Origin of the sequence: Krasilnikovia sp. MM14-A1004 (assembly GCF_047159485.1) — a bacterium.
Lineage (GTDB): Bacteria > Actinomycetota > Actinomycetes > Mycobacteriales > Micromonosporaceae > Actinoplanes.
On the sequence record NZ_AP038773.1, the window covers coordinates 6,117,683 to 6,142,521 of the forward strand.

29 protein-coding genes and 1 tRNA gene are annotated in these 24,839 nt (G+C 71.0%); 7 read left to right on the plus strand and 23 right to left on the minus strand.

Annotation, left to right across the window (positions count from 1 at the left end):
- Nucleotides 1-44: 44 nt before the first annotated feature.
- Nucleotides 45-203: a hypothetical protein gene (locus tag ACMCNN_RS26480; RefSeq protein ID WP_412743200.1), complete on the minus strand. Its 159-nt coding sequence runs from the start codon at nucleotides 201-203 to the stop codon at nucleotides 45-47.
- A gap of 257 nt (nucleotides 204-460) precedes the next feature.
- On the opposite strand from ACMCNN_RS26480, the gene ACMCNN_RS26485 reads away from it, so the two are divergent.
- Nucleotides 461-859 carry a hypothetical protein gene (locus tag ACMCNN_RS26485; protein WP_412743201.1) on the plus strand — a complete coding sequence of 133 codons (399 nt, stop codon included), beginning with the start codon at nucleotides 461-463 and terminating at the stop codon, nucleotides 857-859.
- 59 nt (nucleotides 860-918) lie between these two features.
- Here ACMCNN_RS26485 and ACMCNN_RS26490 read toward each other — a convergent pair whose 3' ends face one another.
- From ACMCNN_RS26490 to ACMCNN_RS26500, 3 genes are all read right to left on the minus strand, one after another.
- The gene (locus ACMCNN_RS26490) at nucleotides 919-1,725 is read right to left on the minus strand and encodes a sulfurtransferase (RefSeq protein WP_412743202.1); all 807 of its coding nucleotides are present in this window, start codon (nucleotides 1,723-1,725) and stop codon (nucleotides 919-921) included.
- The gene (locus tag ACMCNN_RS26495) at nucleotides 1,722-2,042 is read right to left on the minus strand and encodes a hypothetical protein (RefSeq protein ID WP_412743203.1); all 321 of its coding nucleotides are present in this window, start codon (nucleotides 2,040-2,042) and stop codon (nucleotides 1,722-1,724) included. Before ACMCNN_RS26495 ends, ACMCNN_RS26490 begins: the two co-directional genes overlap by 4 nt.
- An 84-nt stretch (nucleotides 2,043-2,126) precedes the next feature.
- Nucleotides 2,127-2,621, minus strand: coding sequence for a YajQ family cyclic di-GMP-binding protein (locus tag ACMCNN_RS26500; RefSeq protein WP_412743204.1), 495 nt, complete (start codon nucleotides 2,619-2,621; stop codon nucleotides 2,127-2,129).
- A 149-nt stretch (nucleotides 2,622-2,770) separates the two neighbouring features.
- On the opposite strand from ACMCNN_RS26500, the gene ACMCNN_RS26505 reads away from it, so the two are divergent.
- The 3 genes from ACMCNN_RS26505 (at nucleotide 2,771) to ACMCNN_RS26515 (ending at nucleotide 4,241) form a co-directional block, all read left to right on the plus strand.
- A tRNA-Tyr gene (locus ACMCNN_RS26505) sits at nucleotides 2,771-2,854 on the plus strand.
- A gap of 324 nt (nucleotides 2,855-3,178) precedes the next feature.
- Complete coding sequence (locus tag ACMCNN_RS26510) at nucleotides 3,179-3,736, plus strand: hypothetical protein (RefSeq protein WP_412743205.1); 558 nt, start codon at nucleotides 3,179-3,181, stop codon at nucleotides 3,734-3,736.
- Nucleotides 3,737-4,034: 298 nt separating this feature from the next.
- Nucleotides 4,035-4,241, plus strand: a complete 207-nt coding sequence (locus ACMCNN_RS26515) for a DUF6199 family natural product biosynthesis protein (RefSeq protein ID WP_412743206.1) — start codon at nucleotides 4,035-4,037, stop codon at nucleotides 4,239-4,241.
- Between the two features lie 380 nt (nucleotides 4,242-4,621).
- Here the strand turns inward: ACMCNN_RS26515 and ACMCNN_RS26520 are convergent, their stop codons facing one another.
- The 8 genes from ACMCNN_RS26520 to ACMCNN_RS26555 all read right to left on the minus strand — a co-directional run bounded on the left by ACMCNN_RS26520 (nucleotide 4,622) and on the right by ACMCNN_RS26555 (nucleotide 10,366).
- Nucleotides 4,622-5,152 carry a hypothetical protein gene (locus tag ACMCNN_RS26520; protein ID WP_412743207.1) on the minus strand — a complete coding sequence of 177 codons (531 nt, stop codon included), beginning with the start codon at nucleotides 5,150-5,152 and terminating at the stop codon, nucleotides 4,622-4,624.
- Between the two features lie 200 nt (nucleotides 5,153-5,352).
- On the minus strand, nucleotides 5,353-5,691 hold the full coding sequence (locus tag ACMCNN_RS26525; RefSeq protein ID WP_412743208.1) for a hypothetical protein: 339 nt from the start codon (nucleotides 5,689-5,691) through the stop codon (nucleotides 5,353-5,355).
- Nucleotides 5,692-5,958: 267 nt separating this feature from the next.
- Nucleotides 5,959-6,684: a hypothetical protein gene (locus tag ACMCNN_RS26530; protein WP_412743209.1), complete on the minus strand. Its 726-nt coding sequence runs from the start codon at nucleotides 6,682-6,684 to the stop codon at nucleotides 5,959-5,961.
- Between the two features lie 103 nt (nucleotides 6,685-6,787).
- On the minus strand, nucleotides 6,788-7,825 hold the full coding sequence (locus ACMCNN_RS26535) for a M4 family metallopeptidase (protein WP_412743210.1): 1,038 nt from the start codon (nucleotides 7,823-7,825) through the stop codon (nucleotides 6,788-6,790).
- Between the two features lie 31 nt (nucleotides 7,826-7,856).
- Nucleotides 7,857-8,213 (minus strand): protealysin inhibitor emfourin, encoded by a 357-nt coding sequence (locus ACMCNN_RS26540; protein ID WP_412743211.1) that lies wholly within the window; start codon nucleotides 8,211-8,213, stop codon nucleotides 7,857-7,859.
- A gap of 128 nt (nucleotides 8,214-8,341) precedes the next feature.
- Nucleotides 8,342-9,001 carry an MOSC domain-containing protein gene (locus ACMCNN_RS26545; RefSeq protein WP_412743212.1) on the minus strand — a complete coding sequence of 220 codons (660 nt, stop codon included), beginning with the start codon at nucleotides 8,999-9,001 and terminating at the stop codon, nucleotides 8,342-8,344.
- Nucleotides 8,998-9,840: a GNAT family N-acetyltransferase gene (locus ACMCNN_RS26550; RefSeq protein WP_412743213.1), complete on the minus strand. Its 843-nt coding sequence runs from the start codon at nucleotides 9,838-9,840 to the stop codon at nucleotides 8,998-9,000. Before ACMCNN_RS26550 ends, ACMCNN_RS26545 begins: the two co-directional genes overlap by 4 nt.
- Nucleotides 9,841-9,901: 61 nt before the next feature.
- Nucleotides 9,902-10,366: a DUF1707 domain-containing protein gene (locus ACMCNN_RS26555; RefSeq protein ID WP_412743214.1), complete on the minus strand. Its 465-nt coding sequence runs from the start codon at nucleotides 10,364-10,366 to the stop codon at nucleotides 9,902-9,904.
- Nucleotides 10,367-10,440: 74 nt separating this feature from the next.
- On the opposite strand from ACMCNN_RS26555, the gene ACMCNN_RS26560 reads away from it, so the two are divergent.
- Nucleotides 10,441-11,091: a class I SAM-dependent methyltransferase gene (locus ACMCNN_RS26560; protein WP_412743215.1), complete on the plus strand. Its 651-nt coding sequence runs from the start codon at nucleotides 10,441-10,443 to the stop codon at nucleotides 11,089-11,091.
- 2 nt (nucleotides 11,092-11,093) lie between these two features.
- On the opposite strand, the gene ACMCNN_RS26565 is transcribed toward ACMCNN_RS26560, so the two are convergent.
- The 8 genes from ACMCNN_RS26565 to ACMCNN_RS26600 all read right to left on the minus strand — a co-directional run bounded on the left by ACMCNN_RS26565 (nucleotide 11,094) and on the right by ACMCNN_RS26600 (nucleotide 20,101).
- On the minus strand, nucleotides 11,094-12,362 hold the full coding sequence (locus tag ACMCNN_RS26565) for an MFS transporter (RefSeq protein ID WP_412743216.1): 1,269 nt from the start codon (nucleotides 12,360-12,362) through the stop codon (nucleotides 11,094-11,096).
- Between the two features lie 144 nt (nucleotides 12,363-12,506).
- Entirely contained in the window at nucleotides 12,507-13,391 is an 885-nt protein-coding gene (gene htpX / locus ACMCNN_RS26570) for a zinc metalloprotease HtpX (protein ID WP_412743217.1), read from the minus strand.
- A 124-nt stretch (nucleotides 13,392-13,515) separates the two neighbouring features.
- On the minus strand, nucleotides 13,516-14,997 hold the full coding sequence (locus ACMCNN_RS26575; protein ID WP_412743218.1) for an NADH-quinone oxidoreductase subunit N: 1,482 nt from the start codon (nucleotides 14,995-14,997) through the stop codon (nucleotides 13,516-13,518).
- Nucleotides 14,994-16,538, minus strand: a complete 1,545-nt coding sequence (locus tag ACMCNN_RS26580) for a complex I subunit 4 family protein (protein ID WP_412743219.1) — start codon at nucleotides 16,536-16,538, stop codon at nucleotides 14,994-14,996. Before ACMCNN_RS26580 ends, ACMCNN_RS26575 begins: the two co-directional genes overlap by 4 nt.
- Nucleotides 16,535-18,424 carry an NADH-quinone oxidoreductase subunit L gene (locus ACMCNN_RS26585; protein WP_412747278.1) on the minus strand — a complete coding sequence of 630 codons (1,890 nt, stop codon included), beginning with the start codon at nucleotides 18,422-18,424 and terminating at the stop codon, nucleotides 16,535-16,537. Before ACMCNN_RS26585 ends, ACMCNN_RS26580 begins: the two co-directional genes overlap by 4 nt.
- A 14-nt stretch (nucleotides 18,425-18,438) precedes the next feature.
- Complete coding sequence (gene nuoK / locus ACMCNN_RS26590; protein ID WP_412743220.1) at nucleotides 18,439-18,882, minus strand: NADH-quinone oxidoreductase subunit NuoK; 444 nt, start codon at nucleotides 18,880-18,882, stop codon at nucleotides 18,439-18,441.
- Nucleotides 18,882-19,454, minus strand: a complete 573-nt coding sequence (locus ACMCNN_RS26595; protein ID WP_412743221.1) for an NADH-quinone oxidoreductase subunit J — start codon at nucleotides 19,452-19,454, stop codon at nucleotides 18,882-18,884. The genes nuoK and ACMCNN_RS26595 overlap by 1 nt, the downstream gene beginning before the upstream one ends.
- A complete protein-coding gene (locus ACMCNN_RS26600) occupies nucleotides 19,451-20,101 on the minus strand; it encodes a NuoI/complex I 23 kDa subunit family protein (RefSeq protein ID WP_412743222.1) in 651 nt (216 codons plus the stop codon). The genes ACMCNN_RS26595 and ACMCNN_RS26600 overlap by 4 nt, the downstream gene beginning before the upstream one ends.
- 104 nt (nucleotides 20,102-20,205) lie before the next feature.
- On the opposite strand from ACMCNN_RS26600, the gene ACMCNN_RS26605 reads away from it, so the two are divergent.
- A complete protein-coding gene (locus tag ACMCNN_RS26605) occupies nucleotides 20,206-20,775 on the plus strand; it encodes a Uma2 family endonuclease (protein ID WP_412743223.1) in 570 nt (189 codons plus the stop codon).
- A gap of 117 nt (nucleotides 20,776-20,892) precedes the next feature.
- Nucleotides 20,893-21,762 (plus strand): transglutaminase-like domain-containing protein, encoded by an 870-nt coding sequence (locus ACMCNN_RS26610; RefSeq protein WP_412743224.1) that lies wholly within the window; start codon nucleotides 20,893-20,895, stop codon nucleotides 21,760-21,762.
- On the opposite strand, the gene ACMCNN_RS26615 is transcribed toward ACMCNN_RS26610, so the two are convergent.
- Genes ACMCNN_RS26615 through ACMCNN_RS26625 form a run of 3 tightly spaced genes read right to left on the minus strand, consistent with a single transcriptional unit; the run spans nucleotide 21,746 to nucleotide 24,839 of the window.
- Nucleotides 21,746-22,705, minus strand: coding sequence for a complex I subunit 1/NuoH family protein (locus ACMCNN_RS26615; RefSeq protein ID WP_412743225.1), 960 nt, complete (start codon nucleotides 22,703-22,705; stop codon nucleotides 21,746-21,748). The two genes, ACMCNN_RS26610 and ACMCNN_RS26615, sit on opposite strands and share 17 nt — an antisense overlap.
- Nucleotides 22,705-23,508 carry an NADH-quinone oxidoreductase subunit C gene (locus tag ACMCNN_RS26620; protein WP_412743226.1) on the minus strand — a complete coding sequence of 268 codons (804 nt, stop codon included), beginning with the start codon at nucleotides 23,506-23,508 and terminating at the stop codon, nucleotides 22,705-22,707. Before ACMCNN_RS26620 ends, ACMCNN_RS26615 begins: the two co-directional genes overlap by 1 nt.
- Nucleotides 23,509-23,543: 35 nt before the next feature.
- On the minus strand, nucleotides 23,544-24,839 hold the full coding sequence (locus tag ACMCNN_RS26625; protein WP_412743227.1) for a DUF2252 domain-containing protein: 1,296 nt from the start codon (nucleotides 24,837-24,839) through the stop codon (nucleotides 23,544-23,546).

Here is a 24,839-nt window from a genome sequence, read left to right on the forward strand (position 1 = left end):
TCAATCGATCCGGTGCGGCCGCGCCCCGGAGGGCGCGACTGGTGTCAGGACCAGACGGTGTCGCCCAGCAGGTGCTGGGTGGCCGCGGTGGCCGATCCCCCGGTCCCGTGCTCTGCGGCCACGGTCGCGGCGCCAGCACCGCCGAGCAGGGCGGCGAGCACGAAAACCAAGCCGGCGAAGCGGCTCAGCTTCCTTGCAGACATGTTGTGCTCCTATTGGGAAATCTCGTATCCGGTGGGGGGTTCCATGATGGTGCCACACCCCTTGTCCGTCGGGCAGTGTCCACAGGCCCCTCGAAGCCGCACATCCCAAAATCCTGGCTGAACGGCTGAGTTACTTGCGCAATCCCGACCCGCAAAATTGGCAGCTTTAGGTCCGATTTAACGGGAGAAGTGAGACCATTCTGGCCATTCTCGTCAGGATGGCTTGACGTCAGGCTCGCTTGACGAAAGACTGCGGTATGGCCTCACCCGATGAACTGGAGCGCCGACACACACTCGCCACGGCCACCGCCCGCTACGACGAGTTGCGGATGCGTGACGCGCTCGCCGCGATGGCGGCCGACGACGACACGCCGCCGCTCAGCCGCGAAGAGTCGCTCGAACTTCTCGCCCTCAGCGAGGTCGTGATCCGCAAGGCCGGCTACGGACGCCAGCCGATGATCCGCTCGGCGCGGGCCGCCGGAGCCTCCTGGACCCAGATCGGGGCCGCCCTGGGCAGCAGCAAGCAGGCCGCCTGGGAGGGGCACAACCGCTGGATCGAGGAGCAGGCGCGCCAGCACGAGGACACCGGTTACCAGGGCTTCGGCCCGGCCGAGGTGGACACCGCACGCGGCCTCGCCGGGCGGCGCCCCGACTAGCTGGGCGAACCCCGCGTCGCACGTCAGTTGGCGGATCACAAGGGTCGTCGCCGATCGCCCTAAGCGCCGGTCGCCGCGGGACGGCTCGGGTCACTGCTGTACTGCGACCAGGAACCCGGATACAGCCGCCCCGGGCCGAGGCCCGCGTACTCCAGGGCCAGCAGGTTGTGGCAGGCCGTCACACCGGACCCGCAGTACGAGATCGTGTCGGCGCCCGCACCGACCGCAGCGAATCGCTCGCGCAGCTCCGCCACCGGCAGGAAGCGGCCGTCCGCGGAGAGATTGTCGCGGCAGGGCAGGTTACGTGCGCCGGGAATGTGCCCCGGCCGCGGATCGATCGGCTCGACCTCACCGCGGAATCGCGCCGGATCGCGGGCGTCCAGCACCGTCACGGACGGATCGGTCGCCGCGGAAATGTCCGCCAGCCACTGCGCCGGCCACGGCCGCGGGGTGAACGTGGCACGCGGCCGGCGCAGCTCGTCGCTGGTCAGCTCACCGCCGTACGCGGAAATTCCGCCGTCGAGCAGCGCCGCGTCGTGGCCGGTCGCCCGCAGCATCCACACCAGCCGGGCCGCGACCACCCCGCCCGCGTCGTCGTACCCGATGACGATGTCGTCGTCGCCGATGCCGAGTGCGGCCATGCCCTCGGCGAACACCGCGGGGTCCGGCAGCGGATGCCGGCCCTCGGCCGGCGACGCCGGGCCGGCCAGCCAGCGGTCCAGGTCGACGAAGACCGCGCCCGGCAGGTGCCCGGACTCGTACGCGGCGCGACCGGAACGGCCGTCGAGATACCAACGGACATCGGCCAGAACGATCCGCGCTCCCGCCGCGCGCACCCACTCCAGGTCGACAACCGGCTCGATCAACGGCCCTCCTCGTCCTCGTCGTCGGGCGACGATCGCCGCCCGCGCGGGCGGAAACGCACCACGGCCACCGCGGCCAACGCCACCGCCAGGCCCGCGCTGATCGCGGACGCGGCGGACCCCGGCAGATACAGGCCGAGCACGAGGATCAACAGTGCCACGCCGAAGAGCAGATGGTAGAGCCCCGCGGCGCGCACGTCACGGAACGTGCGGGCGGTGGCCGCGGGCATGCGACGGGTCGCCAGCATCGTCACGCCCATGACCACCAGGCCCGCCCCGGCCACCACGCCGATGCCGACCGTCCAGCCGCTGACACTCATGACGCCAGTCTGCGGGCGGAAGCGGGGGTGTACCGGCGGATCGCTCGTTCCCGGGTCTCCGCCCCGCGTCTCTCCGCTCCGGCGTCAGCGGTAGTTGGTGAACTGCAACGCGACGCCGAAGTCCTCCTGCTTGAGCAGTGCGATCACGGCCTGCAGGTCGTCACGCTTCTTGCCCGTCACCCGGAGTTGGTCGCCCTGGATCTGCGCCTGCACACCCTTGGGGCCCTCGTCGCGGATCTTCTTGCTGATCGCCTTGGCCTTGTCGGTCTCGATGCCCTCGATGACCTTGCAGTCGATCTTGTACGTCTTACCCGACTGGCGCGGCTCGCCCGCGTCCAGCGACTTCAGCGAGATGTTGCGCTTGACCAACTTCTCCTTGAAGACGTCGAGGGCGGCCGCGGCCCGCTCCTCCGTCTCCGAGGTGATCGAAACCCCGGATTCCCCCGAACGGGTGATCGTGGTGCCCGTTCCCCGGAAGTCGAACCGGGTGCCGAGCTCCTTCTCCGCTTGGTGGAAGGCGTTGTCGACCTCCTGCCGGTCGACCTTGCTGACGATGTCGAACGACGGATTGGCTGCCATGGTCAAACTCCCGGGCGGTGGGATGCGTCGATGTGGGTACGGGCGGCGCGATGGCCCCCCGACATGCCGACCGTACCCGGTTGCAGATCCGCCCACGGGTCCGGCTATCCTGTTGTCCGCTGCCGCGGGAGACTGCGGTGACGTGCCCAGGCGGGTTGCCCGAGCGGCCAATGGGAGCGGACTGTAAATCCGTCGCGAAAGCTACAGAGGTTCGAATCCTCTACCCGCCACCACAAGCTCGAAGAGGCCCCTCACCTGCTGAAACAGCCGGGAGGGGCCTTCCTCGTTGGTCCCACTAGGTCCCACTCAGGACCGCTTGCTCTCACTCGTCACGGCAAATGCGCGGCAAAGTTTGCGGGTCAAGATTCACTCGGGATGGTGATCGTCGGCGCCGCGTTCAGCGCTGCCTCGATCCGCCTCTTGGCCGCCTCCTGCTCACGGTCGACGCACTTGGCGTAGACCTTCATCAGGACGTGGACGCTGTGCCCGGCCCACTCGGCGACGCCCGCCTGGTAATTTCCTCAGCTTCGGCCCGCCGCTGCCGAATGTGTGCGCCCGTGGCAGCCAGGTATCCGTGGGCCCGCGTGGCGGCCGTACTCGTCGGTATCGCGACGCTTCTGGTCGCGTTGATCGTAGTGACGGGTCAAGTTTCCGATCGAAAGCGGCTAAACATCGCCGACGATGACTCGCGCCGTAGGGACGTTGAACGAGTACGCCTCGACCCCGACTTCGAGGCCAAGGTGCAGGCCTTTGAGGAGCTCCGTCACGTACAGGCGATTTACATCGATTCGGTCAAGCATCGGAATGACGTCCTGAAACAGATACTGTCTGATCCAGGCCCTGCATGGCCTGAGCTGCGGGATCTGTCTGCCGAGATGAAGGTGGCCGAGGAGGAGCAGCTTTCCAAGCTGGAGGCTGCAACGTGGCCGCAGGATGCAGAAGGCGCCATTGTGGAGCTCAAGACCGACATTCGCCTGGCAATTCCCTACTGGCAGAAGGCCGCCGTGTCCAGCAGCTCGGATGAGGCACACGCCAACATCGGCCTCGCGTTGAAGCATTGCGGCAGCTCATCTGCCACCAAGGCTCGGGTTGCGCTCCACCTGCTGCCAGGATGACAGGCTGCAGAGGTTTGAATCATCTACCCGCCTCCCAGCCCGTCCGTAGCATCAAGGGCCAGCGACCGCGGATCGCGACCTCAATTTCCTAGACCACCTGTCGCACATCACCCTGGCAGAACCGCGTCGCACATCAGTTGTCGGGCCACAAACGGGCGCGGTTTGTGTCCTCCGTCGGGTGATGTGCGACAGTCGAATAGGCGCACTCAGCAGTAGGACTGGCTCACACGACACCGCCGTATGCTTGCCGATTCCGTATACCGTGATGGGAGACATTGATGGCTGAGAGGAACCATCTGTGACGCTCTGGTTGGCCGCCGCTTTGCTGGCTGCCATCGGTCTGCATATGGTGGCACGCCCCGCTGCTGTCGCCCGGCAGGATAGGTGGAAGTTCCGCAACAGCGAGGGGCTCGAGCCGAGCCGGGTCTACGTGTGGCTGATCCGGCTCTGCGGAGTGGCGTTCGTCGTCGGGGCGATCGGCCTGGTGCTCCAGTCACGGGGCTGATCCCGGCCGACCACCCTCGCCCAACTCCTGCGGGTGGCCGGAGCTCGCCGGATCGTGGAGAAATCGTTCCAGGCCGCGGAGGCCAGGTCGGTCTCGACCAACACCACGTTCCTAACCTCGAGCCTCTCCGGAAGGCTCACCTTGCAGCTCGTCACCAACCCACGTGGCGATGACGATAACGACCGTGGCCAGCTTCATTGCAAGCATGGTCGACGCACTCTCACCGGCAGGTCCGCGCACCCACGGCTCAGAAGGGCTTCATGAGCGCTTGCACGCAGCGCGAGCTGGCTCCTGAGAGACCGTCGGCGCCACTGGGCGGTCAAGATCCGGGCGGGCCCGGTCCGTTCGCGAACCGGGTCCGGCGGGGAATGGATAGCGGGTCAGGGGTTCCAGTTGAACTGCTGCGTGCTTGCGGCGGTGTTGCAGGTGGCCCAGACGAGGGCGGCATTTTTCGTGGTGCCGGCGGACAGGCATAGGTGGCGGCCGTTGCCGAGGTAGGCGCCGAGCGACTTCAACACCTTCTTGCCCGAGCCGACGTCGAATACCTCCAGTTGCTGGTAGCTCCCGCCGTTGCAGCGATAATCGCGCACCTGCCCTGAAGCCTGCCCGAGGTTGTCGAGGCAGTACGGGTACGGCGGGCCGGACTCTTCGCCGTAGCGGACGAAGATCAGCGGATGTCCGTTGTACGTGCGGGAGGTGTCCTGGCGCTTCATCGTGCCGACCAGGCCGCAGCCACCCATGACAAGCGCCGTGCCCTCACTGCCGCTCGGCACGAAGATGCAGTAGCTGCCCTTCCTGACGTACGGTGACTGACCGGAGGCCTGAGCCGCCTGTGGAGTTGCGATGACCGCGACGAGTGTCGCCAGCACCGCGGCGAGGATGCCACCTCGCAAGATCGATATCTTGGACATGGGCGCGGAGCCTATTTCGGAAGGCTTCCCAGCGCACACCCCCTGCGACAAGAACCACATAGCAGGCGGCGGTGTGGTGGTAATGGCGGTGGTCGGCCGGCAGCCGCCGAATCTTCGATCGAGGGGCGCTACTGGGCTTGCGCGGCGGCGGTCGTGCTCAAACTAGGAATGTCGTCGGTTTCGTGTCGTATCCCGATGGTTCAGGCTGCGAGGGCTCGAATCTCGTCGTAAAGGTCATCGGCAGCGGGTGAGCCCGTATAGGGCTCGGTCCTGAGCATCCCGGCGAACCTGCCAAGACGCTTCTTGATCCACGAAATCTGCCTGTCGGCCGGAAGATCGAGGATCGGCCGAATTGCGGTGGTTGCGGCGTCGAGATCACCGAGCAGAAGGTGGGCGGTGCCGAGGTAGTCGTGGGCCAGGGCTTCGTCATCAAGCGGACGCGACTCGGGGGCTCGTGCGCCCCAATCTCGATCGCCTCGGCCGCGTCTGCGGCGGCCCGCGCGGCATCGGTCTCTTTCTCGTTGGATCAACCCGGTCACACTCAGGACCGCTTTACCTCACTCGTCACGGCAAATGCGCGGCGGGATTCGCCGTCAAGATTCACTCGGGGCGGTGAGCCCTGGCTGTCTCCTTCGAGGCCGAAGCACGTGATCAAGTCCTGCTCTTCTGGACTCCTCGTGCAGGCAATGTGATTTGGGAGCTCGCTCGGCTCGGCTGGGATGCCGAGGAACTGCTGCCGTAACCGGAGAAGCAGGCCCGCCGCCAGGTCCCCAGCCTGGACGTGGCGTCTCGTGACGGTGGCCGCCCTAATGCTCCGCACCGACCGGAGGGACGGCGAAGATGCAGAACAGCGCACCCACGAAGAGGGCCAGACCGCCGAGTATCCGGAACCCCTCCGCGTCGGCGATCTCGTCGGGCGTCGCCGGATACACCAGCCCGGCCCGGTCACGCACCACGGTGACCCGCGACCCGACCGGGTGGTCTGGGACGGTCCCGTTGTAGGGCAGGCCCGGCCTGGCACTACGGGCCGCCTTCTCGTCCGCGGCCCAGTACTCCTCGACGCTGGCGTAATCGCCGGGGTCCAGGCGGGAATGTCCGGGTGCCGACCACTCGCCGGGGATCCGCCGTCCGTCCGGCCCGGCGAGCGTGTAATGGGCGTTCGGGCCCTGGATTGACCTGCCGGGGCTGATGCGCAATGCCAGGACGGTCGCCTCGACCTGCTCGCCTCGCCATTCCAGCATCGAGTGGGCGAATCCGGTGGACCAGCTGGTCAGCAGGAACGGGCCGGTGACCGCCCAGGCGACCAACAGCAGCGCCGAGCGCACCGTGCCGGGTTCGGCCAGCCGTGCCACGCCGAGTGCCAGCAGCAGACTGACCACCCACGCCACGATCATGACCGGGTATCCCCAGGCACCGGAGAGGTATGCGACGCTGGCCAGCCCGGCGCCCACGGTCCCGGCCGTGAACAGCGCCAGCAGAAGCGCACGCAGCAGCAGAGGCACCGAGCCCCGCAGAAGAACAGCAGAACTCACGGCTGTAGATCATAGGAATGCGGGGCAAGCAGGTCCTGCCGACGGGCTTCCCGCGGCGGGGTGCGGCGCCCGCGCGACGGTGGGACGTCGATCTGCGCTCGCCTCAGGTCGTGATGCTCACCTGGGCCCAGGCGTCGTGGATCCGCTGGCGTCCGTCGGCGCCGAAGAGAGCCTCCGCCTTCTGGACCGTCAGTTGGGCGAACTCCAGGAACCCGGCATTGCTGGACAGCGACGGGTCGGTGAGCGCGTCGTACCAGACCCGTCCGGCCTTCTCCCAGGCGTATCCGCCGAAACTGACCGCCGCCAGATAGAACGCGTGATTCGGAATCCCGGAATTGAGGTGGACGCCGCCGTTGTCCTGCCGCGTCGTCACGTATCCGTCCATCGTCGCCGGCTGCGGATCCTTGCCCACCAACGGGTCCTCGTACGCCGTTCCGGGGGCCTTCATCGAGCGCAGTGCCGCGCCGTGGATGCGGGGCGCCCACAGCCCGGCACCGATCAGCCAGTCGGCCTCGTCGGCGGTCTGCCGGGGAGACGCGTGGTACTGCTTGACCAACGAGCCGAATACGTCCGATATGGACTCGTTCAGGGCGCCCGACTGATTCCGGTACGCCAGCCCGGCCGTGTACTGCGTGACGGCGTGGGTCAGCTCGTGGCCGATGACGTCGATGGCGATGGTGAAGCGGTTGAATATGCTGCCGTCGCCGTCACCGAAAATCGCCTGCTCGCCGTCCCACATCGCGTTGTTGAAGTCGGTCGCGTAATGGACCGTGCCGATCAGGTCGAGGCCGGCGTCGTCGACGGAGTTGCGCGAGTACACCTGGCCGTAGAGGTCGAGTGTCGTGCCGAAACCGTCGTACACCTCGTTCACGCAGACGTCCGCGCTGTCGGGGTCGCCCTCGTCGCGCACCAGGGTGCCGGGCAGGTTGGTGGTGTTCCCGGCGTCGTAGATCCGGCGGTGCGCGGTGACGTCGGCCGCGGGCTGCGGCGGTGCGGTCGGAGCCTCGGCCCGGTCGGCACGGACCACCGCGTCGATGCGCAGCGTGGCGGCTGCCCGGGCCCGCTGCTCCGGGGTTCCGTTGGCTTCGATGGCCTCGAGAACGTATGGCGGGATGATGCACTGAACGCGGTTTCGCACCATGGTGGCTCCTCGCGGTGGCGGGCATGCGGGGCTACCGTCCTCGGTCGATCGCCTCCAACCGTTTGACGAGTTCGTCGAGGGCGGGGTCGAGGGTGAGATCGCTGAACGCCAGAACATCGTTCTCGGGCTCGCCGCCGATGATGAGGCGATACGTTCTCAGGTCGGCGGCACCGGCGGAGGGCGCATTCTCGACGTGCGGCTCGCGGCGGACCGTGTCCACGAGCTGCTCCAGTTCCGACGCCATTTCCCGGGGCAGTTCGTCGGTCTCCACCACCACGTCGCCGGACAACGCCGGAACGGCCGCCAATCCACCCGAGCGTTCGAGGACGATCTTCATGGGATCACCACCTAGCCTCTCAAGCACAATCCGCCCATCGGGCGTCGTCAAGACCAATGGTGAAATTATCCGCCTGAAGAGTCAGGTAATCGCCAATCTTGACGAAACGGAATCCGCCGAAATCGCGGTGCAACATCAAAAACGGGAGGTTAACTGTCCGGAGTGGACAAGGGCGAAGCTCAGAGCCGCAACCGTTTGCGTACGTCTGCCCGCGTTCCCTCGCCGATTCCCTCGGCCTCCAGCAGGCGCGGCAGCTCCGCCTGATCATGCATCCAGATGCGGAACGCCTCGCCGATGCTGACCCCGTTGGCCGGGCGGTCCACGACCTCCACCGGGTCACCGGCCCGGACGTCGCCGGGGTGCACCACGCTGAGGTACGCCCCGGGCCGGTTCTCCGCGGCGAACCGCTTCACCCAGTGCGGCTCGTTCATCTTGGCCTGGAACGTCATGCACGGGATCCGGCCGAACGTGGGGCGCAGCAGCAACTGCTCGCCGATCCGCCACGTCTCCCCGATGATCGCGCCGTTGACGTCGACCCCGGCCGTCGTCAGGTTCTCGCCGAACAGGCCGCCGGGCAGGCTGCGGCCCAGCTCCCGCTCCCACCAGTCGAGGTCCTCGCGGGCGTACGCGTACACGGCCTGGTCGTCGCCGCCGTGGTGCTTGATGTCGAAGATCTGGTCGCCGACCAGGCCGCTGTGCAGGCCGGTCGTCTTGGGGCCGGGCGCGCGCACGGCGACGGGGTGCTCGACCGGCACCTTGTTGATGCCGGTGGTCCCGACGCCCTTCGGACCCGGCTCGGGCACGGCCAGATTGACCGAGATGACTCTGCCGCCGCTCATGCCGCAAATTCCATCACGACGCGATCCTCCACCGGCCGGTAGCCCAGGCGTTGGTATAGGGCGTTGCTGGTGGGATTGGCCAGGTCGGTGAAGAGCACCACGTCCGTGGCGCCGGCGTCGGCCGCGCCGCGGCTCACCACGGAGACGACCGCACCGGCGTAGCCGCGGCCGCGCCGCTCGCGCGGGGTGTACACCGCCAGCACCCGTACCATCCCGGCCTCGGGACGGGTGGTTCCGGCCATGGAGACCGGCTCGCCGTCGACCTCCCAGAGGGTCAGGCCACCGTACGCAAGCTTCTCGTCGACGACGGAGCCGCTGTCGCGGACGGCCTCGCCCACCTCGTCGTGGAAGGCCTCGATCCAGCGCACCAGCAGGTCCCGGTCGCCCCGGTCGGCCACCCGCGCCCGTCCGGGCGGGTGCGGATCCGGCGGGGTCAGCGTGCCCAGCCGGAACAGCCGGGTACGCACCCGCGGGGTGGACGCGGCCCCGGTGCGCCGCTGCCACTCCCCCACGAACACCTCGGCGTCGGCCGCGCGGGCGTTCAGGCCGGACAGCGACCGCCCGGTCAGTGCCTCGGCCAGGGCGGGGACGGCCGGCGCCGGCACCCCGGTCAGCAGCAGCGGGTACGGCGGCGTCTGCAGATAGGCCCCGGCCACCGTGCCGTCGGTGTCCCGCCACCAGCCGAAGATCGGGTCGTCGGGGCCGTACGCGTGCGGGCCGTCGAGTTCCAGCGTGCGCACCAGGGTCAGCGGGACGCTGTGCGCGACCGGCTGGGACCGGAGGAAGTCACCCGCGGCCGCCGCGAACTCCGTCACGCTGTCGGTGCTGTGCCACGTCATGGGCCCATCCTGGTCGGCGGGCGGGCACGGGCGCATGCGATTTCCGCCGCATCCCGGGGAGTCAGCCGCGGCGGTGGCGGATCCCCTGCACCCCGGCGGTGACCACGCCCAGCGCGACGCCCGGCACCAGCAGCCAGACCGGCCACACGTAGACGCCGGCCCCGACGGTGACCGCCACGATGAGCCACACGGCCACGTTCACGGCGGCGAGCGCGCCCCACACCGTCCACAGCACCATCAACGCGGTCGGCATCCGCCGGGCCGCGCGGCGGGCCTCGGCAGCCTGGCGGGCGCTCACCTCGGCGGCGCTCAGCCCGGGCTGCGGCAGGTCGGTGGTCAGTTCGAGCAAATCCGCGTACGTGCGGGCCGCGTACGCGTCGCGGACCCGGTCGTCGTACTCGGCCAGGGAGAGCCGCCCCTCGTCCAGGGCCGCCTTGAGCCGGTCGGCGATCTGCTGCCGGTCGGCGTCCGACGCCCGCATGGTGTCGACGCGCTGGTCCGGTCGACGAGCGACTTCCTTTGCCATCCAACGCTCCTTCACAAGCCCCGCCGTAGGCGCCAGGCTATCCAAGAGGGCTCTTTTGACAACAGGAGACACCGATGAGGCTGCGTGACGGGGAACCGGCCGGGTACGACGAGGTGACCACGCGCCTGCGCTCGTCGTACGACGCGGGGGCGGAACTGCGGGACGGCAGGGAGAAGCAGTACTGGAAGCTGGCGGAACGCGAGGCGTACCTGGACCGGCTGCGGGCGATCGGGGCGCGGACGCTGCTGGAGATCGGCGCGGGCACGGGCGAGGACGGCCTCTTCTTCCGCGACGAGGGGGACCTGGAGGTCGTCGTGGTGGACCTCGCGCCCGCCATGGTGGAACGCTGCCGGGCCAAGGGGCTCGACGCGTACGTCGGGGACTTCCTGAACCTGGGGGTGCCACCTGACGCGTTCGACGCCGCCTATGCGGTGAACTCGCTGCTGCACGTACCCAATGCGGATCTTGGTGCCGCGTTGCGCGCCGTCCGCGACGTGCTCAAGCCGGGCGGCCTGGGCTACCTCGGCATGTACGGCGGGCATGCCGCGCAGGGCATCGCGGAGGACGACGTGCAGGAGCCCGCGCGGTTCTTCGCGTTCCGCACCGACGAGCAGATTCTGCGAGCCGCGGCGGCGGCGTTCGAGATCGTCGACTTCCACACCGTGCACGACGGTGACATCCGCTTCCAGGCGCTCACCGTCGCCCGGCCGGCCGAGACGGCCTGATCTCAGGCGGTCTCGGCGGCCAGGGCGTGCCGGATCCGGTCGGCCGCGTGCCGGTCCGCCCGCGCGATCGAACCGGCGGGCAGCGCCGCCACCACGGCGGACAGGGCCAGCACCCCGGCCGCGAAGACGAACGCCCACGGCAGGCCGCCGGGCTGGTCCACGATCGCGCCGGCCACCGCGCCACCGGCCGCGCTGCCCGCGACCGAGACGGTGACCACCCAGGTGTACGCCTCGTTCATCATCGACGCCGGGGCCAGCCGCCCGACCAGGTTGGTCTCCACGGTCAGCGCGGGGGCGATCGTCGCCCCGCCGATCACCAGGGCCACGCCGAGCGCCGCCGGGTTCGGCATGACCGCCAGCGCCAGGAAGCTCGCCGACACGGCGGCCAGCAGCCACGCCAGTTGGCGTGGCAACGCCATCGCGGGCTTGCGGGTGCCGAACGCCAGCCCGCCGATCGCCGAGCCGATGCCCCAGACGGCCAGCAGCACCCCGCCCATGCCGTCGCCGCCGCCGTGCTGGCCGGCGTACGCGGGAACGATCACCCCGGCCGCGCCGAACGAGGTGCCGAGCGCGCCGACGCAGATCAGCAGCGCCGGGAAACCGGGCACGCGCAGCGGGCCGAGGCCGCGGGCGGCCTCCTCCTCTGCGTGCCGCCGGGCGTGCCGCATGATCGGCAGCCGGGCGATCCACAGCGTGCCGACGAACGTGGTCACGGCGGAGGCGACCAGCGCCACCGACGGCTCGTGGGTGACCACCACGAAACCGGCGACCAGCATCGGGCCCACGACGAACACCAGCTCGAACAGCGAGGTCTCGACGGCCATCGCGGCGCCGCGCAGGTGGTGCCGCCCGCTGGCGACGTCTGTCGCGTCGGTCCAGGCCCGGCGGATGGCCGCGCTCAGCGGCGGGTACGTCGCCCCGGCCGCGCCCGCCGTCGCGATGATCAGGGGCAGCGCGCTCTCCCCGGCCCGGCTGACGACCAGCAGGGCGGCCAGCGCCAGCGGGTGCAGTACGGCCGTGACCAGCAGCACCGGGGCCGGGCCGACGCGGTCCGCGACGCGACCGGCGATGGGGCTGAGCGCGGCGCCCGCGAGGGCGTACGCGCCGCCGGCCAGGCCGGCAGCGGCGTACCGGCCGGTGGTCTGCTGGACGAGCAGCAGCAGCGCCAGCGGGGTCATGCCGATGCCGAGGCGGGCGAAGATGCCGACCATGAGCAGAGCCCGCCCGCCTGGCAGTCGCCACACGCCAAGGTACTGACGCAATGCGGTCACGGGGTCCACCTCCGGGGGTCGGTAACGAGCGAACGAGCTTTCGACGCTAACCGTCGGCGGGGTGGGCACGCCTCTGAATTCGAGGCGCTGTCACGGACATCACCCCGCCGCCCGGGTGGGCGACGGGGTGACGGGTGGGGTGGCTCAGTGCACGTACTGGACGGGGCCCACGTTGACCGCGGCCATCTCGTGCAGGCGGCGGATGCGCTCCTCCATGGGCGGGTGCGTCGAGAACAGCGACGCCATGCCGCCCGTACGCAGCGGGTTGGCGATCATCAGGTGGGCCGAGGTGGCGAGCTGGCCCTCGGCGGGCAGCGGCATGCGCTGGGCCCCGTACTGGATCTTCTGCAGCGCGCTGGCCAGGGCGAGCGGGTCACGGGTGAGCGCCGCACCCGACGCGTCCGCCTGGAACTCGCGGTTCCGGCTGATCGCCATCTGGATGATCGAGGCGGCCAGCGGCCCGAGGATCAGCATGAGCAGCAGCACCGCCGGGTTCGGGGCGTCGTCGTCGTCCGATCCGCCGAGCGGCAGGAAGAACGCCAGCTGCGCGATCATCGTGACGATGCCCGCCAGCGCCGCCGCGACGCTGGAGATGAGGATGTCCCGGTTGTAGACGTGGGACAGCTCGTGGCCGATCACGCCGCGCAGCTCGCGCCGGTCCAGCAGCTGCGTGATGCCCACGGTGACCGCGACCGCGGCGTGGCGCGGGTTGCGACCGGTCGCGAACGCGTTCGGCTGCATGGCCGGGCTCACGTACAGGCGGGGCATCGGCTGGCGGGCCTCGGTCGCCAGCTCGCGGACGATCTCGTACAGGGCGGGGAACTCGGCCTCGGTGACCGGGCGGGCCCGCATCGCGCGCAGGGCGAGCTTGTCGGAGAAGAAGTAGGTGCCGGCGTTCATCGCCAGCGACACGACCACGGCGAGGACCAGGCCGGCGCTGCCGCCGAGCCAGTACCCGACGGCGAGAATCATGGCGGTGAGCAGACCCAGCAGAGCGGCCGTCTTGAGACCGTTGTGGTGGCTGTGCACGATCACTCCTTCAGGACGCGAGCCGGTGTGGCCCGCTTCCCAGGGAACATGACCCCGCCGGGAATTCATCCGTAAGTGACTGTGAGTTCGCTGTGCGCGACGCTTGGGCGTGGCGCACGCCACGTCAGGGATTCAGTGCGTTGAAGATCAACTGCGGGGCGAAGCCCACGAGTACGGCCACCCCCGCCGCCAGGGCCACCGCCGCGGCGACCGAGGGGGCCACCCGGGGCCGCGCATCGTCGGAGGGCTCGGGGGCGTACAGGACCGCGGCGGCGCGTACGTAGTACGCCAGCGCGATGACCGCGTTGAGCGCCACCACACCGGCCAGCCACGCCCAGCCGGTGTCGATCAGCACGTCCACGATGGTCACCTTGGCGAACAGGCCCGCCAGTCCCGGCGGCAGACCCGCCAGCCCGGCGAACGCCAGCACCAGCGCGGCACCACGCCACGGCGCCCGGCGACCCGCGCCCCGGTAGTCGGCGATCGCCCCGCCGTCCGCGGTGGGGCGGCGCAACGCGACCAGCGCCCCGAACGCCACGAACTCCAGCACCACGAAGAAGACCGCGTACGCGACCGCGGCCGCCACTCCGGCGCCGCCCGCCGCCAGCGGGGCCAGGATGTAGCCGGCCTGCGCGATCGACGACCACGCCAGCAGCCGCACCATCCGGGTCTGCCGCAACGCGACCAGGTTGCCCACCGTCATGGTCAGCACCGCCAGCACCGCCACCAGCCAGCCGGTGTCCAGCCGCGGCACCACCAGCGCCAGCGCCAGCACACCGCCGAGCTTCGACGCGGTCGACAGGTACGCCGCGACCGGCACCGGCGCCCCGTCGTACGTCGAGGGCGCCCAGGCGTGCAGCGGCACCGCGGCGACCTTGAAGCCGAACCCGACGACCAGCAGCGCCGCACCGACCGTCGCCAGGCTGGTCTGCGCGACGACGGCCTGCCCGCCCAGGTCCTGCACGCTGAGGCCCAGCTCGGCGAGGGCCCGCGCCGCGGCGTCCCCGCCGAGGGCGGACAGGTGCAGGGCGCCCGTGGCGGCGTACAGCAGGGCGGCGCCGAGCAGGGCCACCGCCGTGGAGACGACGCTGATCAGGAAGAACGTGACGGCGGCGGAGGCGCCTGCGGCGGTGACCCGCTCGCGCGGGGCGAAGCGGCGCAGGCCGACCAGCACGTACAGCGGGAGGGTGAGGGTTTCCAGGCCGACGATCAGGGTGATCAGGTCGCCCGCGTAGCCGACGGTCACGCCGCCGGTCATCGAGCAGGCCAGCAGGAAGCAGAACTCGCCCGGCGGCGCCGCGCCCAGCCGCAATGTCGGGACGGACAGCGCGAGCACACCGGCGGTCAGCCCGGCGAACAGCACCGCCGCGACCGCCGCCAGCGGGGTGGCCACCCAGGAACAGCCCGCTGATGTGCAGAACGTCGCCCGCTCGCCGTCGGCGCCCACCACCACGGCGCACACGGCCGTGGCCACGGTGCCCAGCAACGCGGCGCCCAGCACCGCGGCCCGGCGACCGGCCGTCACCTCGGCCAGCAGGACCAGCAGGGCGGTGCCCGCCGCGGCGTACAGCGGCAGCAGGGCGAAGTGGTCGACGGACTGGGTCACCACGGCCCTCCGGTCAGGATCTCCACGGGGGCGCCGGTGCCGGCCAGCACGAGCGCGGGCACGAGGCCGACCAGCAGGGCCAGCAGCACCAGCGGCGCCCACGCCGCCCACTCGTACCCGGAGGGAACCGGCCGTGGCAGCGCCGCGACCAGCGGTGTGGCCGGGCCGTGGGTGACCCGGCGCAACAGCCGCAGGAAGTACGCGGCGGTCAGCGCACCACCGACCGCCGCGATCACGGCGAGGGTGGCCCACAGTGGACCGCCGCGCTGCACCGCGGCGACGACCGCGAACGCCTCACCCCAGAACCCCGCCAGTCCGGGCAGGCCCAGCGACGCGATCGCCGCGAAGCCGAGCAACCCGGCCAGCCGGGGCGCGGACTCCCGCAGCCCGCCCAGCTCGGCCAGGTCGCCGGTGTGCGCCCGGTCCTTGACCGCCCCGGCGAGGAAGAAGAGCAGGCCGGTGATGATGCCGTGCGCCACGTTGCCGATCAGGGCCGCCTGCACCCCGGTGGCCGTGCCGACGGCGATGCCCAGCAGCACGAACCCCATGTGCCCGACGCTGGAGTACGCGATCAGCCGCTTCAGCTCCGTCTGCCGCAGGCAGACCAGCGAACCCACCACGATCGCGGCGACCGCGAGGATCCCCAGGACCGGACCGGCCCACGCCGCACCCAGCGGCGCCACCCCCAGCCCGATGCGGATCAGCCCGTACGTGCCCATCTTCAGCAGCACACCGGCGAGGATCACGCTGCCGACCGTGGGGGCCTCTGTGTGCGCGTCGGGCAGCCACGTGTGCAGCGGCCACAGTGGGGCCTTCACCGCGAACGCGACCGCGAACAGCGCGAACGCGGCGTACTGCGTGGTGCGGGAGAGGCCTGCGCCGCCCGCCAGCACGGTCAGGTCGCCGGTCCCGGCCGCGGTGACGACGGTGAAGACGCCGAGCAGCAGCAGCACCGAGCCGAACAGGGTGTACAGCACGAACTTGCGGGCCGCCGCGCGCCGCCGCGGGCCGCCCCAGCCCGCGATCACCGCGTACATGGGCAGCAGGACGACCTCGAAGAAGACGAAGAACAACACCAGGTTCAGCGCGAGGAAGGTGCCGATGATGCCGACTTCGAGGACCAGCAGCAGCGCGGCGAGGGTACGGCCCGAGCCACCGTCCGGCACCCGCCACATCGTGTACGCGCAGCACAGCAACGTCAGCAGCGTGGTGAGCAGCACCAGCGGGTACGAGACGCCGTCCAGGCCGAGGTGCAGGTCGAGGTGCAGCGCAGGCACCCAGGAGGTGTGCAGCTCGACGGCGGGCAGGAACAGGCCCTGGCCGTCCGGTGTGACCTCCAGCCGTCCGCCGCCGTGGACCGACGGCTCGAAGAGCACCAGCGCCACCACGAAGGTGAGCGCGGCGAAGACGGTCGCGAGGAGCCGTGCGGCCGGCTCGCGCCGCGCGGGCACCAGGGCGACGACCACGGCGCCCAGCGCCGGAAGGATCAGCAGGGCCAGCAGCTGAGCCTGAAGGACCGGTGAGACCTCGGGCGCGATCACGACGCGGCTCCATAGATCGCGGCGGCCACGCCGAGCAGCAGCGCGCCGGTGAGCACCGCCACCGCGGCGCGGGGCAGGGCGGCCCGGTGTACGGCGGCCAGCGCCGCCCCGAGCCGGGTCGTGGCGGTCCCCGTCCCCTCCACGGCCCCGTCGACGACCCGCTCGTCGAAGCGGCGCAGACCGCCAGCGACGGCCCGGACGGGGCGTACCACCAGACGGTCCTGGACCGTGTCGAGGAAGAAGCCGTTCGCGAACAGCGGGCGCACCCGGCCCAGCGCGTCGGCCGGGTCGGCGCCGGGCACGGCCCGCCAGCGCCACCAGGCGGCGCCCGCCCCGAGCACGAGCAACACCAGCGGCGCGGCGAAGGCCGGGCCGAAGTGGGGCGCTTCGAGGCCCAGGTTCCCACGGAACCCGGGCAGGTAGATCGCGAGGCCGAGGAGAGCCGCGGGCACCGCCAGCAGCACTACCGGCCAGCGCATCAGGGCGGGCGGGTCGTGCGGGTGGGGGAAGTCGCGGTCGTAGCGGGCGTCGTCGAAGCCGACCTGCCAGTCGTCGTCACGGGCGCGGGCGGCGCCGAAGAAGACCCGCAGCAGCAGGCGGGTGGCGTACCAGGCGGTGATCGCGACCCCGGCCAGGGCGGCGAGCCAGACCGTCCAGCCGACCCAGGCGGGCGCGGGACCCTCACCGTGGGTGGCGTGCTCCGCGGCGGTCAGCACGGTCTCCTTCGACCAGAAGCCGGACAGCGGCGGCAACCCGGCCAGCGCCCCGAGCCCGATCGCCATGGGCCAGAAGGTCGCGGGCATCCGCGCCCGCAGTCCGCCCATCCGCGACAGCGCGTTCGTGCCGACCGCGTGGATGACGGCGCCCGCGCCGAGGAACAGCAGCGCCTTGAACGCGGCGTGGGTGAGCAGGTGGAACAGCGCCGCCGACGGGGAACCGACCGCCAGCGCGCCGGTCATGTACCCGATCTGCGACACCGTCGACCAGGCCAGCACCCGCTTGATGTCCTCCTGCGCGGTGGCGCACAGCGCGCCCAGCAGCAGCGTGACAGCGGCCATCACCCCGAGCACGGCCAGCGCCGCCGGGGACGCCGCGAACAGCGGGAACAGCCGGACCACGACGTACACCCCGGCGGCCACCATCGTCGCGGCGTGGATGAGGGCGGAGATCGGGGTCGGGCCGGCCATCGCGTCGGGCAGCCAGGTGTGCAGCGGGAACTGGGCGCTCTTGCCCGCGACCCCGGCCAGGATCAGCAGCAGCGCCGCGGTCAGCGTCCCCGGCGAGTAGTCGTGGGCCAGCACGTCCGCGATCCGGAAGGTGCCCGCGCCGGCGCCGAGGACCGCGATGCCCAGCAGGAAACCGACGTCACCGACCCGGGTCACCAGGAACGCCTTCACCGCCGCGCCGGGCGCCTCCGGCAGCCGCCGGTCGTGGCCGATCAGCAGGTACGAGCAGGCGCCCATCACCTCCCAGCCGACCAGCAGCGGGATCAGGTCGCCCGCGACCACCACCAGCAGCATCGCGCCCGTGAACAGGCCGACCTGCGCGGCGTACGGCGCGTAGCGGGGGTCGTCGTGCAGGTAGGCGACGGAGTACACCTGGACGGCGAGGGCGACCACGGTGACCGCCAGCGCGACGTACAGCGCGGCGGGGCTGACCGAGAACGTCACGGTGACCGGCAGGTCGCCGAACTCGATCCAGCGCGTCCCGTCCTCCACCGGCCCGTCCACCCGGGCCAGCAGCACGACGGTGACCGCCAGCGCGGCGGCGGCACCCAGCACGCCGAGGGCGGCGGCCAGCGACCGCCGGGCGCGGCCACCGTCGCCGGGCGGCAGGACGAGGCCCACCAGACCGAGCAGCAGGGGTACGCCGGGCAGGGCCGGCATGAGGGCGTCGATGTTCACCCGGCCTCGTTCTCCGTCCCCGCCGCCGGATCCGCACCGAGCGTCGCCGCCGCGCCGGCCGGCACGGGCTCCGTCTCCCTCGCCGTGTCCGACTCCGTCGGCTCAGGTTGGGCCGGCTCGGGTGGCGCCGGGTCGAGTGCCACCTCGTCGACGACGACGTTCGCCCGCATCCGGTAGAACTGCAGCACGATCGCCAGCCCCACGCCGATCTCGGCCGCGGCCAGCACGATCACGAACAGGGCGAACACCGAGCCCGCGTGCACCGCCCCGCCCAGCGTGGCCGAGATCGTGGCGTCCGCGGTCACGAAGACCAGGTTGACGGCGTTGAGCATCAGCTCGACCGCCATGAGGACGAGGATCGTGTTGCGCCGCCGCAGCACGCCGTAGACGCCGAGCCCGAACAGCAGGCCCGCGGTGACCATCGGGATGACCGCGTGCATCAGTGCATCTCCGCCGGCGCGTCGACGGGCTGCGCCGGTTCCTCGACGACGGGCGCCGGATCGGCGCTGTCCTGGCGGGCGCCCAGGTCCGGCCGGGACAGCACGATCGCGCCGACCAGGGCCGACAGCAGCAGGATCGACAGCACCTCGAACGGCAGCACCCAGCCGCCGAAGACCTGCTCCCCCATCCGCGCCGCGGTGCCGGTCTCGGGCATCGGGAATTCGATCCAGCGGTACGCGTCCGCGAACAGGGCGGCCAGTCCCAGCCCGACGCCGCCACCGACCAGCCCGGCCGCCCAGGCTGGACGGTCGAGGTCGGGCGACGGGCCGATCGGTGCGCGGGTCAGCATCACCGCGAACAGCAGCAGGACCACGACCGCACCCACGTAGACCAGCACCTGCACCCAGGCCAGCAGCTCGGCGCCGAGCACCAGGTACAGCCCGGCCAGCGCGCCCAGGCTGACGACCAGGTAGAGGCCGGAGCGGACCAGGTGGGCGCTGGTCACGACGAGGGCGCCCGCGCCGACCGCGATGACCCCGAGCGCGAGCAGGAGGACGTCAGCGACTGTCACGTCCCGGACTCCTGGCTCGGGCCCGGTTCCTGCTCCTGATCGGGGGAGGCGGCGGCTGCGGGTGGGGCGGGGGTCGGCCGTACCGTTGCCGGCCTGGCGGTCTTGGCCGGTGTGGCCGCGCCGGGGCCCGCGGCCTTGCGCGCCGCGGTGGCCTCCTCCTTCGACGGCTCGCCGAGCGGGTCGTGCGCGGGCGGCGGCGGCACGGTCTCCATCCACTCGCCGAGGCGGTCCTTGTCGTGGAGCAGGTCACGCAGGTCGTACTCGGAGTACTCGAACTCGGGGGTCCAGTAGAGCGCGTCGAAGGGGCACGCCTCGATGCAGATCCCGCAGTACATGCAGAGGGAGAAGTCGATGTCGAAGCGATCGAGCACGTTGCGCTGGCGGGGGCGGGCCGCGCCGGGGACGACGACCTCCTCCTTGTGCGAGTCGATGTAGATGCACCAGTCGGGGCACTCGCGGGCACACAGCATGCAGACCGTGCAGTTCTCCTCGAGCAGGGCGATCACGCCGCGGGAGCGGGGCGGCAGGTCGGGCTCGACGTCGGGGTACTGCTGGGTCGTGCTGCGCCGCGTCATCGTCTTCAACGTGACGGCGAGGCCGTTGAGCAGGCCCTTGCCCGGCGTGCCCCGGTCCGAGTCGTCAGTCACAAACGCATATCCTGCCCGGTCGCTGGGCGCGACGCGAGCACACCCCCACCGCGATCTTCCGATACGGTGAGCAGAGGGCGCGCGATGAGTCCCTGGAGGCCCTGATGACCGCTGCACTGAGCGCTGGTCCACCGGCTGACGGCTGGACCACCGATGATCTTGAAGCCCTGCCCGAAGACGGCTTGCGCCGCGAGTTGCTCGATGGAGTGCTCCTCGTGTCCCCCTCCCCCACGGACGTGCACCAGATCATCGCGATGCGGCTCGGCGTCGCGCTGGAACAGAACTGCCCACCCGATCTGCAGGTGACCCAGGGCGTCGAAGTGCGGATCAGCAACCGCCGCTCCTTCATTCCGGACGTGCTGGTGGCGACCGACCAGGCCGCCCGCCGCCGGGCCGGGCACTACGCGCCGCATGAGGTCGTGCTGGCAGTCGAGATCGTGTCGCCGACCTCGCAGAGCATGGACCGGATCACGAAACCCGCCCTGTACGCGGCCGCCGGGATCCCCTTCTTCTGGCGGATCGAGACGAACGGCGGCATCACGGTGCACACGTCGAAGATTGACCCGGAACACGAGGTGTACCAGCCGTTCGGCACGTTCAGCGACATCATCGAGGTGCCCGAGCCGTGGGCGATCAAGATCCCGGTCAGCACACTCACCCCACGCCATCTCTGAGACCGAAGGTGATGAGTTCGGGTCAGCCCCGAACCCGAAGTCTCCAAGATCCTTCGGCTGACGCCGACATTGTCGGGGGGTGCGCCTAGCGTGTGGCGCACAGGGGAGGAGACGATGATGTCCGACCACATTGCGCCCGGCGTCATGACCGCGGCCGGGCCGTACGCGGCCCTGTTCGAGGGACTGCCGACCGATGTCGGGGAGTTGACCCGCGTCGCGCAGGGCCTGTTGATCCACGAGTTCCTCGCCGGTGAGTACGGCGTGACCCTGACCGACGAGGACCGGGCGACCGTGCACGTGCGGCCGGTCCGCGACCTGCTGGCCGCCGTCGTGGCGCGCGACGATCGGCCACTCACCCAGACCCGGCCCCCGGCCGACCGGGTCGCCTCGAACTGTCGCGGCTTCAGTGTGCTGATGACGGCCATGCTGCGCGCGCAGGGTGTCGCGGCGCGGGCCCGCTGCGGGTTCGGCGGGTACTTCCCGACGGACTACTGGGAGGACCACTGGGTCTGCGAGTACTTCGACGCTGACCAGGGGCGCTGGGTGCTGGTGGACGCGCAGCTCGACGACGTGCAGCGCAAGCTGTTCGGGATCGACTTCGACCCGCTGGACACGCCCCGCGACCGGTTCCTGGTCGCCGGGGACGCCTGGGTGCGCTGCCGGTCCGGCGCGGACGACCCCGACCGGTTCGGGCTCAGCGGCCTCCACGAGGCGGGCTACTGGTGGATCGCCGGAAACCTCATGCGGGACCTGGCCGCCCTGGACGACCTGGAGCTGCTGCCGTGGGACATGTGGGGCGCCATGCCGAAGCCCTACGGCGACGTGGATGAGGCGCTGTTCGACCGGGTTGCGGGGGCGACCCGCGGACCTGATCTCGTCGAGGCGCGGCAGCTGCTCACGGACGACCGGCTGCGCGTGCCCGACGTCGTGCGCAACGCGCTGCGCGACACCGACGAGCCGGTGCGGGAGCCTACGTCAGCACCTTGACGACCGCGGTGAGCACCAGCTGGCCCAGCGCGACCGGCACCAGGACCAGCCAGCACAGGCGCTGCAGCTGGTCCTCGCGCAGACGCGGGTAGGTCACCCGGAACCAGATGATCACGAACGACACCGCGAACACCTTGACCAGCGTCCACAGCCAGCCGAGCTGCTCCGCCCACGGGCCGTGCCAGCCGCCGAGGAACAGCACCGTGGTCAGCGCGGCGATGACGACGATGCCGACGTACTCGGCCAGCAGGAAGAAGGCGAACCGCAGACCGGTGTACTCGGTCAGGTAGCCGAAGACCAGCTCCGAGTCGGCGATCGGCATGTCGAAGGGGGGCCGCCGGATCTCGGCCAGCCCCGCCACGAAGAACACCGCCGCGGCCGGGAACTGCCACACCAGCCACCACGGCTGCCACGCCTCGACGATCCCCGGCAGGCTCAGCGTGCCCGCGGCCATCGCGACGCTCGCCGCGGCCAGCACCAGGGGCAGCTCGTAGCCGAGCAGCTGGGCGGCGCCGCGCAGGCCGCCGAGCAGGCTGTACTTGTTCGCCGACGCCCACGCCGACATGAGCACCGCCACCACGCCGACGCCCAGCACGGCCAGCACGAAGAACAGGCCGATGTCCATGGCCTGGGCGACGAGACCGCCGGGCCCGAGCGGGATGGCCAGCAGGATCAGCAGGTACGGGAAGAGCGCGACGATCGGCGCGAGCTGGAACACCCGCCGGTCGGCGGCACGTGGCGCGATGTCCTCCTTCTGCACGAACTTCACGCCGTCGGCGATCAGCTGCGCCCAGCCGTGGAACGCGCCCGCGTACATCGGGCCGAGGCGGCCCTGCATGTGCGCCATGACCTTGTGCTCGGCCTGGCCGACGACCAGCGGGAGGGTGAGGAAGCCGATCACGACCGCGACGACCCGGACGGTCAGGTCGAGCCAGAGCGGCATCAGTCGGTCCCCCCAGTCGGCGGCTCTTCCGGCTTTGCCGGGGTCTCCGGCTGGACCGCGGGCTCACCGGCGGCCGGGCCGTCGGCGGCCGACCGTGCCGGGCGGTTGGCGGCAGCCGGGCGCGCCGGGCGCTCACCCGTTGCGGGGCGGGCCGGGCGGTCGCCGGGCGCACGGCGCGGCGGGGCTTCCGGCGGCGGCACCTTGCCCTTGAGCGGGCCCCACTCGTTCGGGTCGGGGACGCCGGGCGGGCGCATCGGGGCGCGTTTGGCCGTGCCCGACTCCGACTCCCCCGGCTCCTTGGCGCCCGGCCAGGCCTTCGCCACGCGAGACGCCAGCACGAACTCCTTGCGCAGCGGATGCCCCTCGAACCCGGGCGGCAGCAGCAGCGGCCGCAGGTCCGGGTGGCGCGCGAACGTGACGCCGAACATCTCGTACGTCTCCCGCTCGTGCCAGGCGGCACCGGGGAACAGGTCCACCACGGACTCGATCACCGGCTCCTCGCGCGGCACGAGCGTCCGCAACAGCAGCCCGTGCCCCCGCTTGCTCGACCACAGGTGGGCCACCACCCGGAAACCGTCGGCCTGCTCGTCGACCGCCGACAGCCAGTCGAAGAAGTCGCAGCCCAGCGCGGCCGGGTCGCGAGCGACGGAGACGGCGGCCCACCACCGGGCCACGGGTACGTCGACCACGGCCCGCTCGTGCCCGGGCCCGCCACCGGACACGCTCGCGGTGACCGTACCGGTCTCGGCGTGCTCGTCCGTCAGCAGCGCGACCAGGCGCTCGCCGACCTCCTCGGGCGTCATGGCCTTGATCCTATGGCCAGCGGCCGGCGGGATCGCTACTGCAGGCCCGGCAGGCGTCCGTTGCGGAACAGGTCCACGAAGTCCTGGTGGTCCTCGCGCGCCTGGTCGCCGTACTTGTGGGCGAAGTCGACCAGGTGCCGCACGAAGCCGGCCTCGTCCTTGTCGACCGCCGCGACGATCGACTCCTCGGTGGAGAAGTCGACGAGGTCGTGGCTGGATTCGTCGTCGGCGACCGAGTGCATCCGGGCGACCGCGCGGCCCAGGTCGGCGATGACGCCGGTCAGCTCGTCGGGCTCGTTGACGTCGGACCAGTCCAGGTCGGCCGCGTACGGGGAGACCTCGGCGACCAGCTGCCCCACCCCGTTCAGCTCGGTGTAGCCCAGCCACGGGTCGGCGTGCGCCTGCAACGCCCGCTGCGACTCGGCGGTGCGGTGGCCCTGGTGCTTGAAGTAGCCGCGGACCCGCTCGTCGTCGATCCACCGGGCGACCGCGGGCACCTGCGCCTGCTTCATGTAGATGACGACGTCGTTCTCCAGTGCCTGGGTGTGCCCCTCCAACAGCAGGTTGTACGACGGCAGCCCGGCCGAGCCGATGCCCACGCCCTTGCGCAGCACCACGTCCTTGATGTTGGTGGCCACGGCGCGGTGCTCCGGCAGCGTGGCCAGGTACGCGTCGAACGCCGCGACGACCGTCGCCCGGACGGCGTCGTCGATCTCGTACACGCCGTCGCCGAGGGAGAAGCGGCGCTCGTAGTCGTCGATCGTGGTCTGCCCGGCCAGCAGGTCGACCCGCGTGTTGAGGCGGGCCTGCTGGAGCACCCGGCGCAGCACGCCGTCCGCGTTCTCCAGGGTGATCGAGCCGATCGCGTCGTCGCCGCCGGCCGCGATGGCCCGCAGCTCGACCAGGTAGGCCCGCGCGAACGTGGTGACCAGCTCGGTGATCACGTCGTCGGAGAGGGCCTTGGAGTAGCCGATGAGGGCCACGCTGGCGCTGAACCGCTTGAGGTCCCAGCTGAACGGCCCGACGTACGCCTCGTCGAAGTCGTTGACATTGAAGACGAGCTGGCCGGACGAGTTCATGTAGGTGCCGAAGTTCTCCGCGTGCAGGTCACCGTGGATCCACACCCGGCTGGTGCGCTCGTCGAGGAAGCTGTCGTCGGCGTACCCGCCGGTCTGGTCGGCGTAGAACAGCGACGCGCTGCCCCGGTAGAACGCGAACGGCGACGCCGCCATCTTCCGGAACTTGCGCCGGAACGCGGCCGGATCCAGCGCCATCAGCTCGCCGAATTCACGGGTCAGGACGTCGATGATGAAGTCGGCTCGCGTGCTCAT

Excerpts from the sequence above, each read along its gene's own strand:
- ACMCNN_RS26585 (WP_412747278.1), bottom strand. The coding sequence starts at position 18,424 with ATGCCGGCCCTGCCCGGCGTACCCCTGCTGCTCGGTCTGGTGGGCCTC.
- ACMCNN_RS26520 (WP_412743207.1), bottom strand. The coding sequence starts at position 5,152 with ATGTCCAAGATATCGATCTTGCGAGGTGGCATCCTCGCCGCGGTGCTG.
- ACMCNN_RS26485 (WP_412743201.1), top strand. The coding sequence starts at position 461 with ATGGCCTCACCCGATGAACTGGAGCGCCGACACACACTCGCCACGGCC.
- ACMCNN_RS26545 (WP_412743212.1), bottom strand. The coding sequence starts at position 9,001 with ATGAGCGGCGGCAGAGTCATCTCGGTCAATCTGGCCGTGCCCGAGCCG.
- ACMCNN_RS26495 (WP_412743203.1), bottom strand. The coding sequence starts at position 2,042 with ATGAGTGTCAGCGGCTGGACGGTCGGCATCGGCGTGGTGGCCGGGGCG.
- ACMCNN_RS26610 (WP_412743224.1), top strand. The coding sequence starts at position 20,893 with ATGTCCGACCACATTGCGCCCGGCGTCATGACCGCGGCCGGGCCGTAC.
- ACMCNN_RS26555 (WP_412743214.1), bottom strand. The coding sequence starts at position 10,366 with ATGGCAAAGGAAGTCGCTCGTCGACCGGACCAGCGCGTCGACACCATG.
- ACMCNN_RS26535 (WP_412743210.1), bottom strand. The coding sequence starts at position 7,825 with ATGGTGCGAAACCGCGTTCAGTGCATCATCCCGCCATACGTTCTCGAG.
- ACMCNN_RS26625 (WP_412743227.1), bottom strand. The coding sequence starts at position 24,839 with ATGAGCACGCGAGCCGACTTCATCATCGACGTCCTGACCCGTGAATTC.
- ACMCNN_RS26550 (WP_412743213.1), bottom strand. The coding sequence starts at position 9,840 with ATGACGTGGCACAGCACCGACAGCGTGACGGAGTTCGCGGCGGCCGCG.
- nuoK (WP_412743220.1), bottom strand. The coding sequence starts at position 18,882 with ATGCACGCGGTCATCCCGATGGTCACCGCGGGCCTGCTGTTCGGGCTC.
- ACMCNN_RS26480 (WP_412743200.1), bottom strand. The coding sequence starts at position 203 with ATGTCTGCAAGGAAGCTGAGCCGCTTCGCCGGCTTGGTTTTCGTGCTC.
- ACMCNN_RS26560 (WP_412743215.1), top strand. The coding sequence starts at position 10,441 with ATGAGGCTGCGTGACGGGGAACCGGCCGGGTACGACGAGGTGACCACG.
- ACMCNN_RS26500 (WP_412743204.1), bottom strand. The coding sequence starts at position 2,621 with ATGGCAGCCAATCCGTCGTTCGACATCGTCAGCAAGGTCGACCGGCAG.
- ACMCNN_RS26615 (WP_412743225.1), bottom strand. The coding sequence starts at position 22,705 with ATGCCGCTCTGGCTCGACCTGACCGTCCGGGTCGTCGCGGTCGTGATC.
- ACMCNN_RS26605 (WP_412743223.1), top strand. The coding sequence starts at position 20,206 with ATGACCGCTGCACTGAGCGCTGGTCCACCGGCTGACGGCTGGACCACC.
- ACMCNN_RS26620 (WP_412743226.1), bottom strand. The coding sequence starts at position 23,508 with ATGACGCCCGAGGAGGTCGGCGAGCGCCTGGTCGCGCTGCTGACGGAC.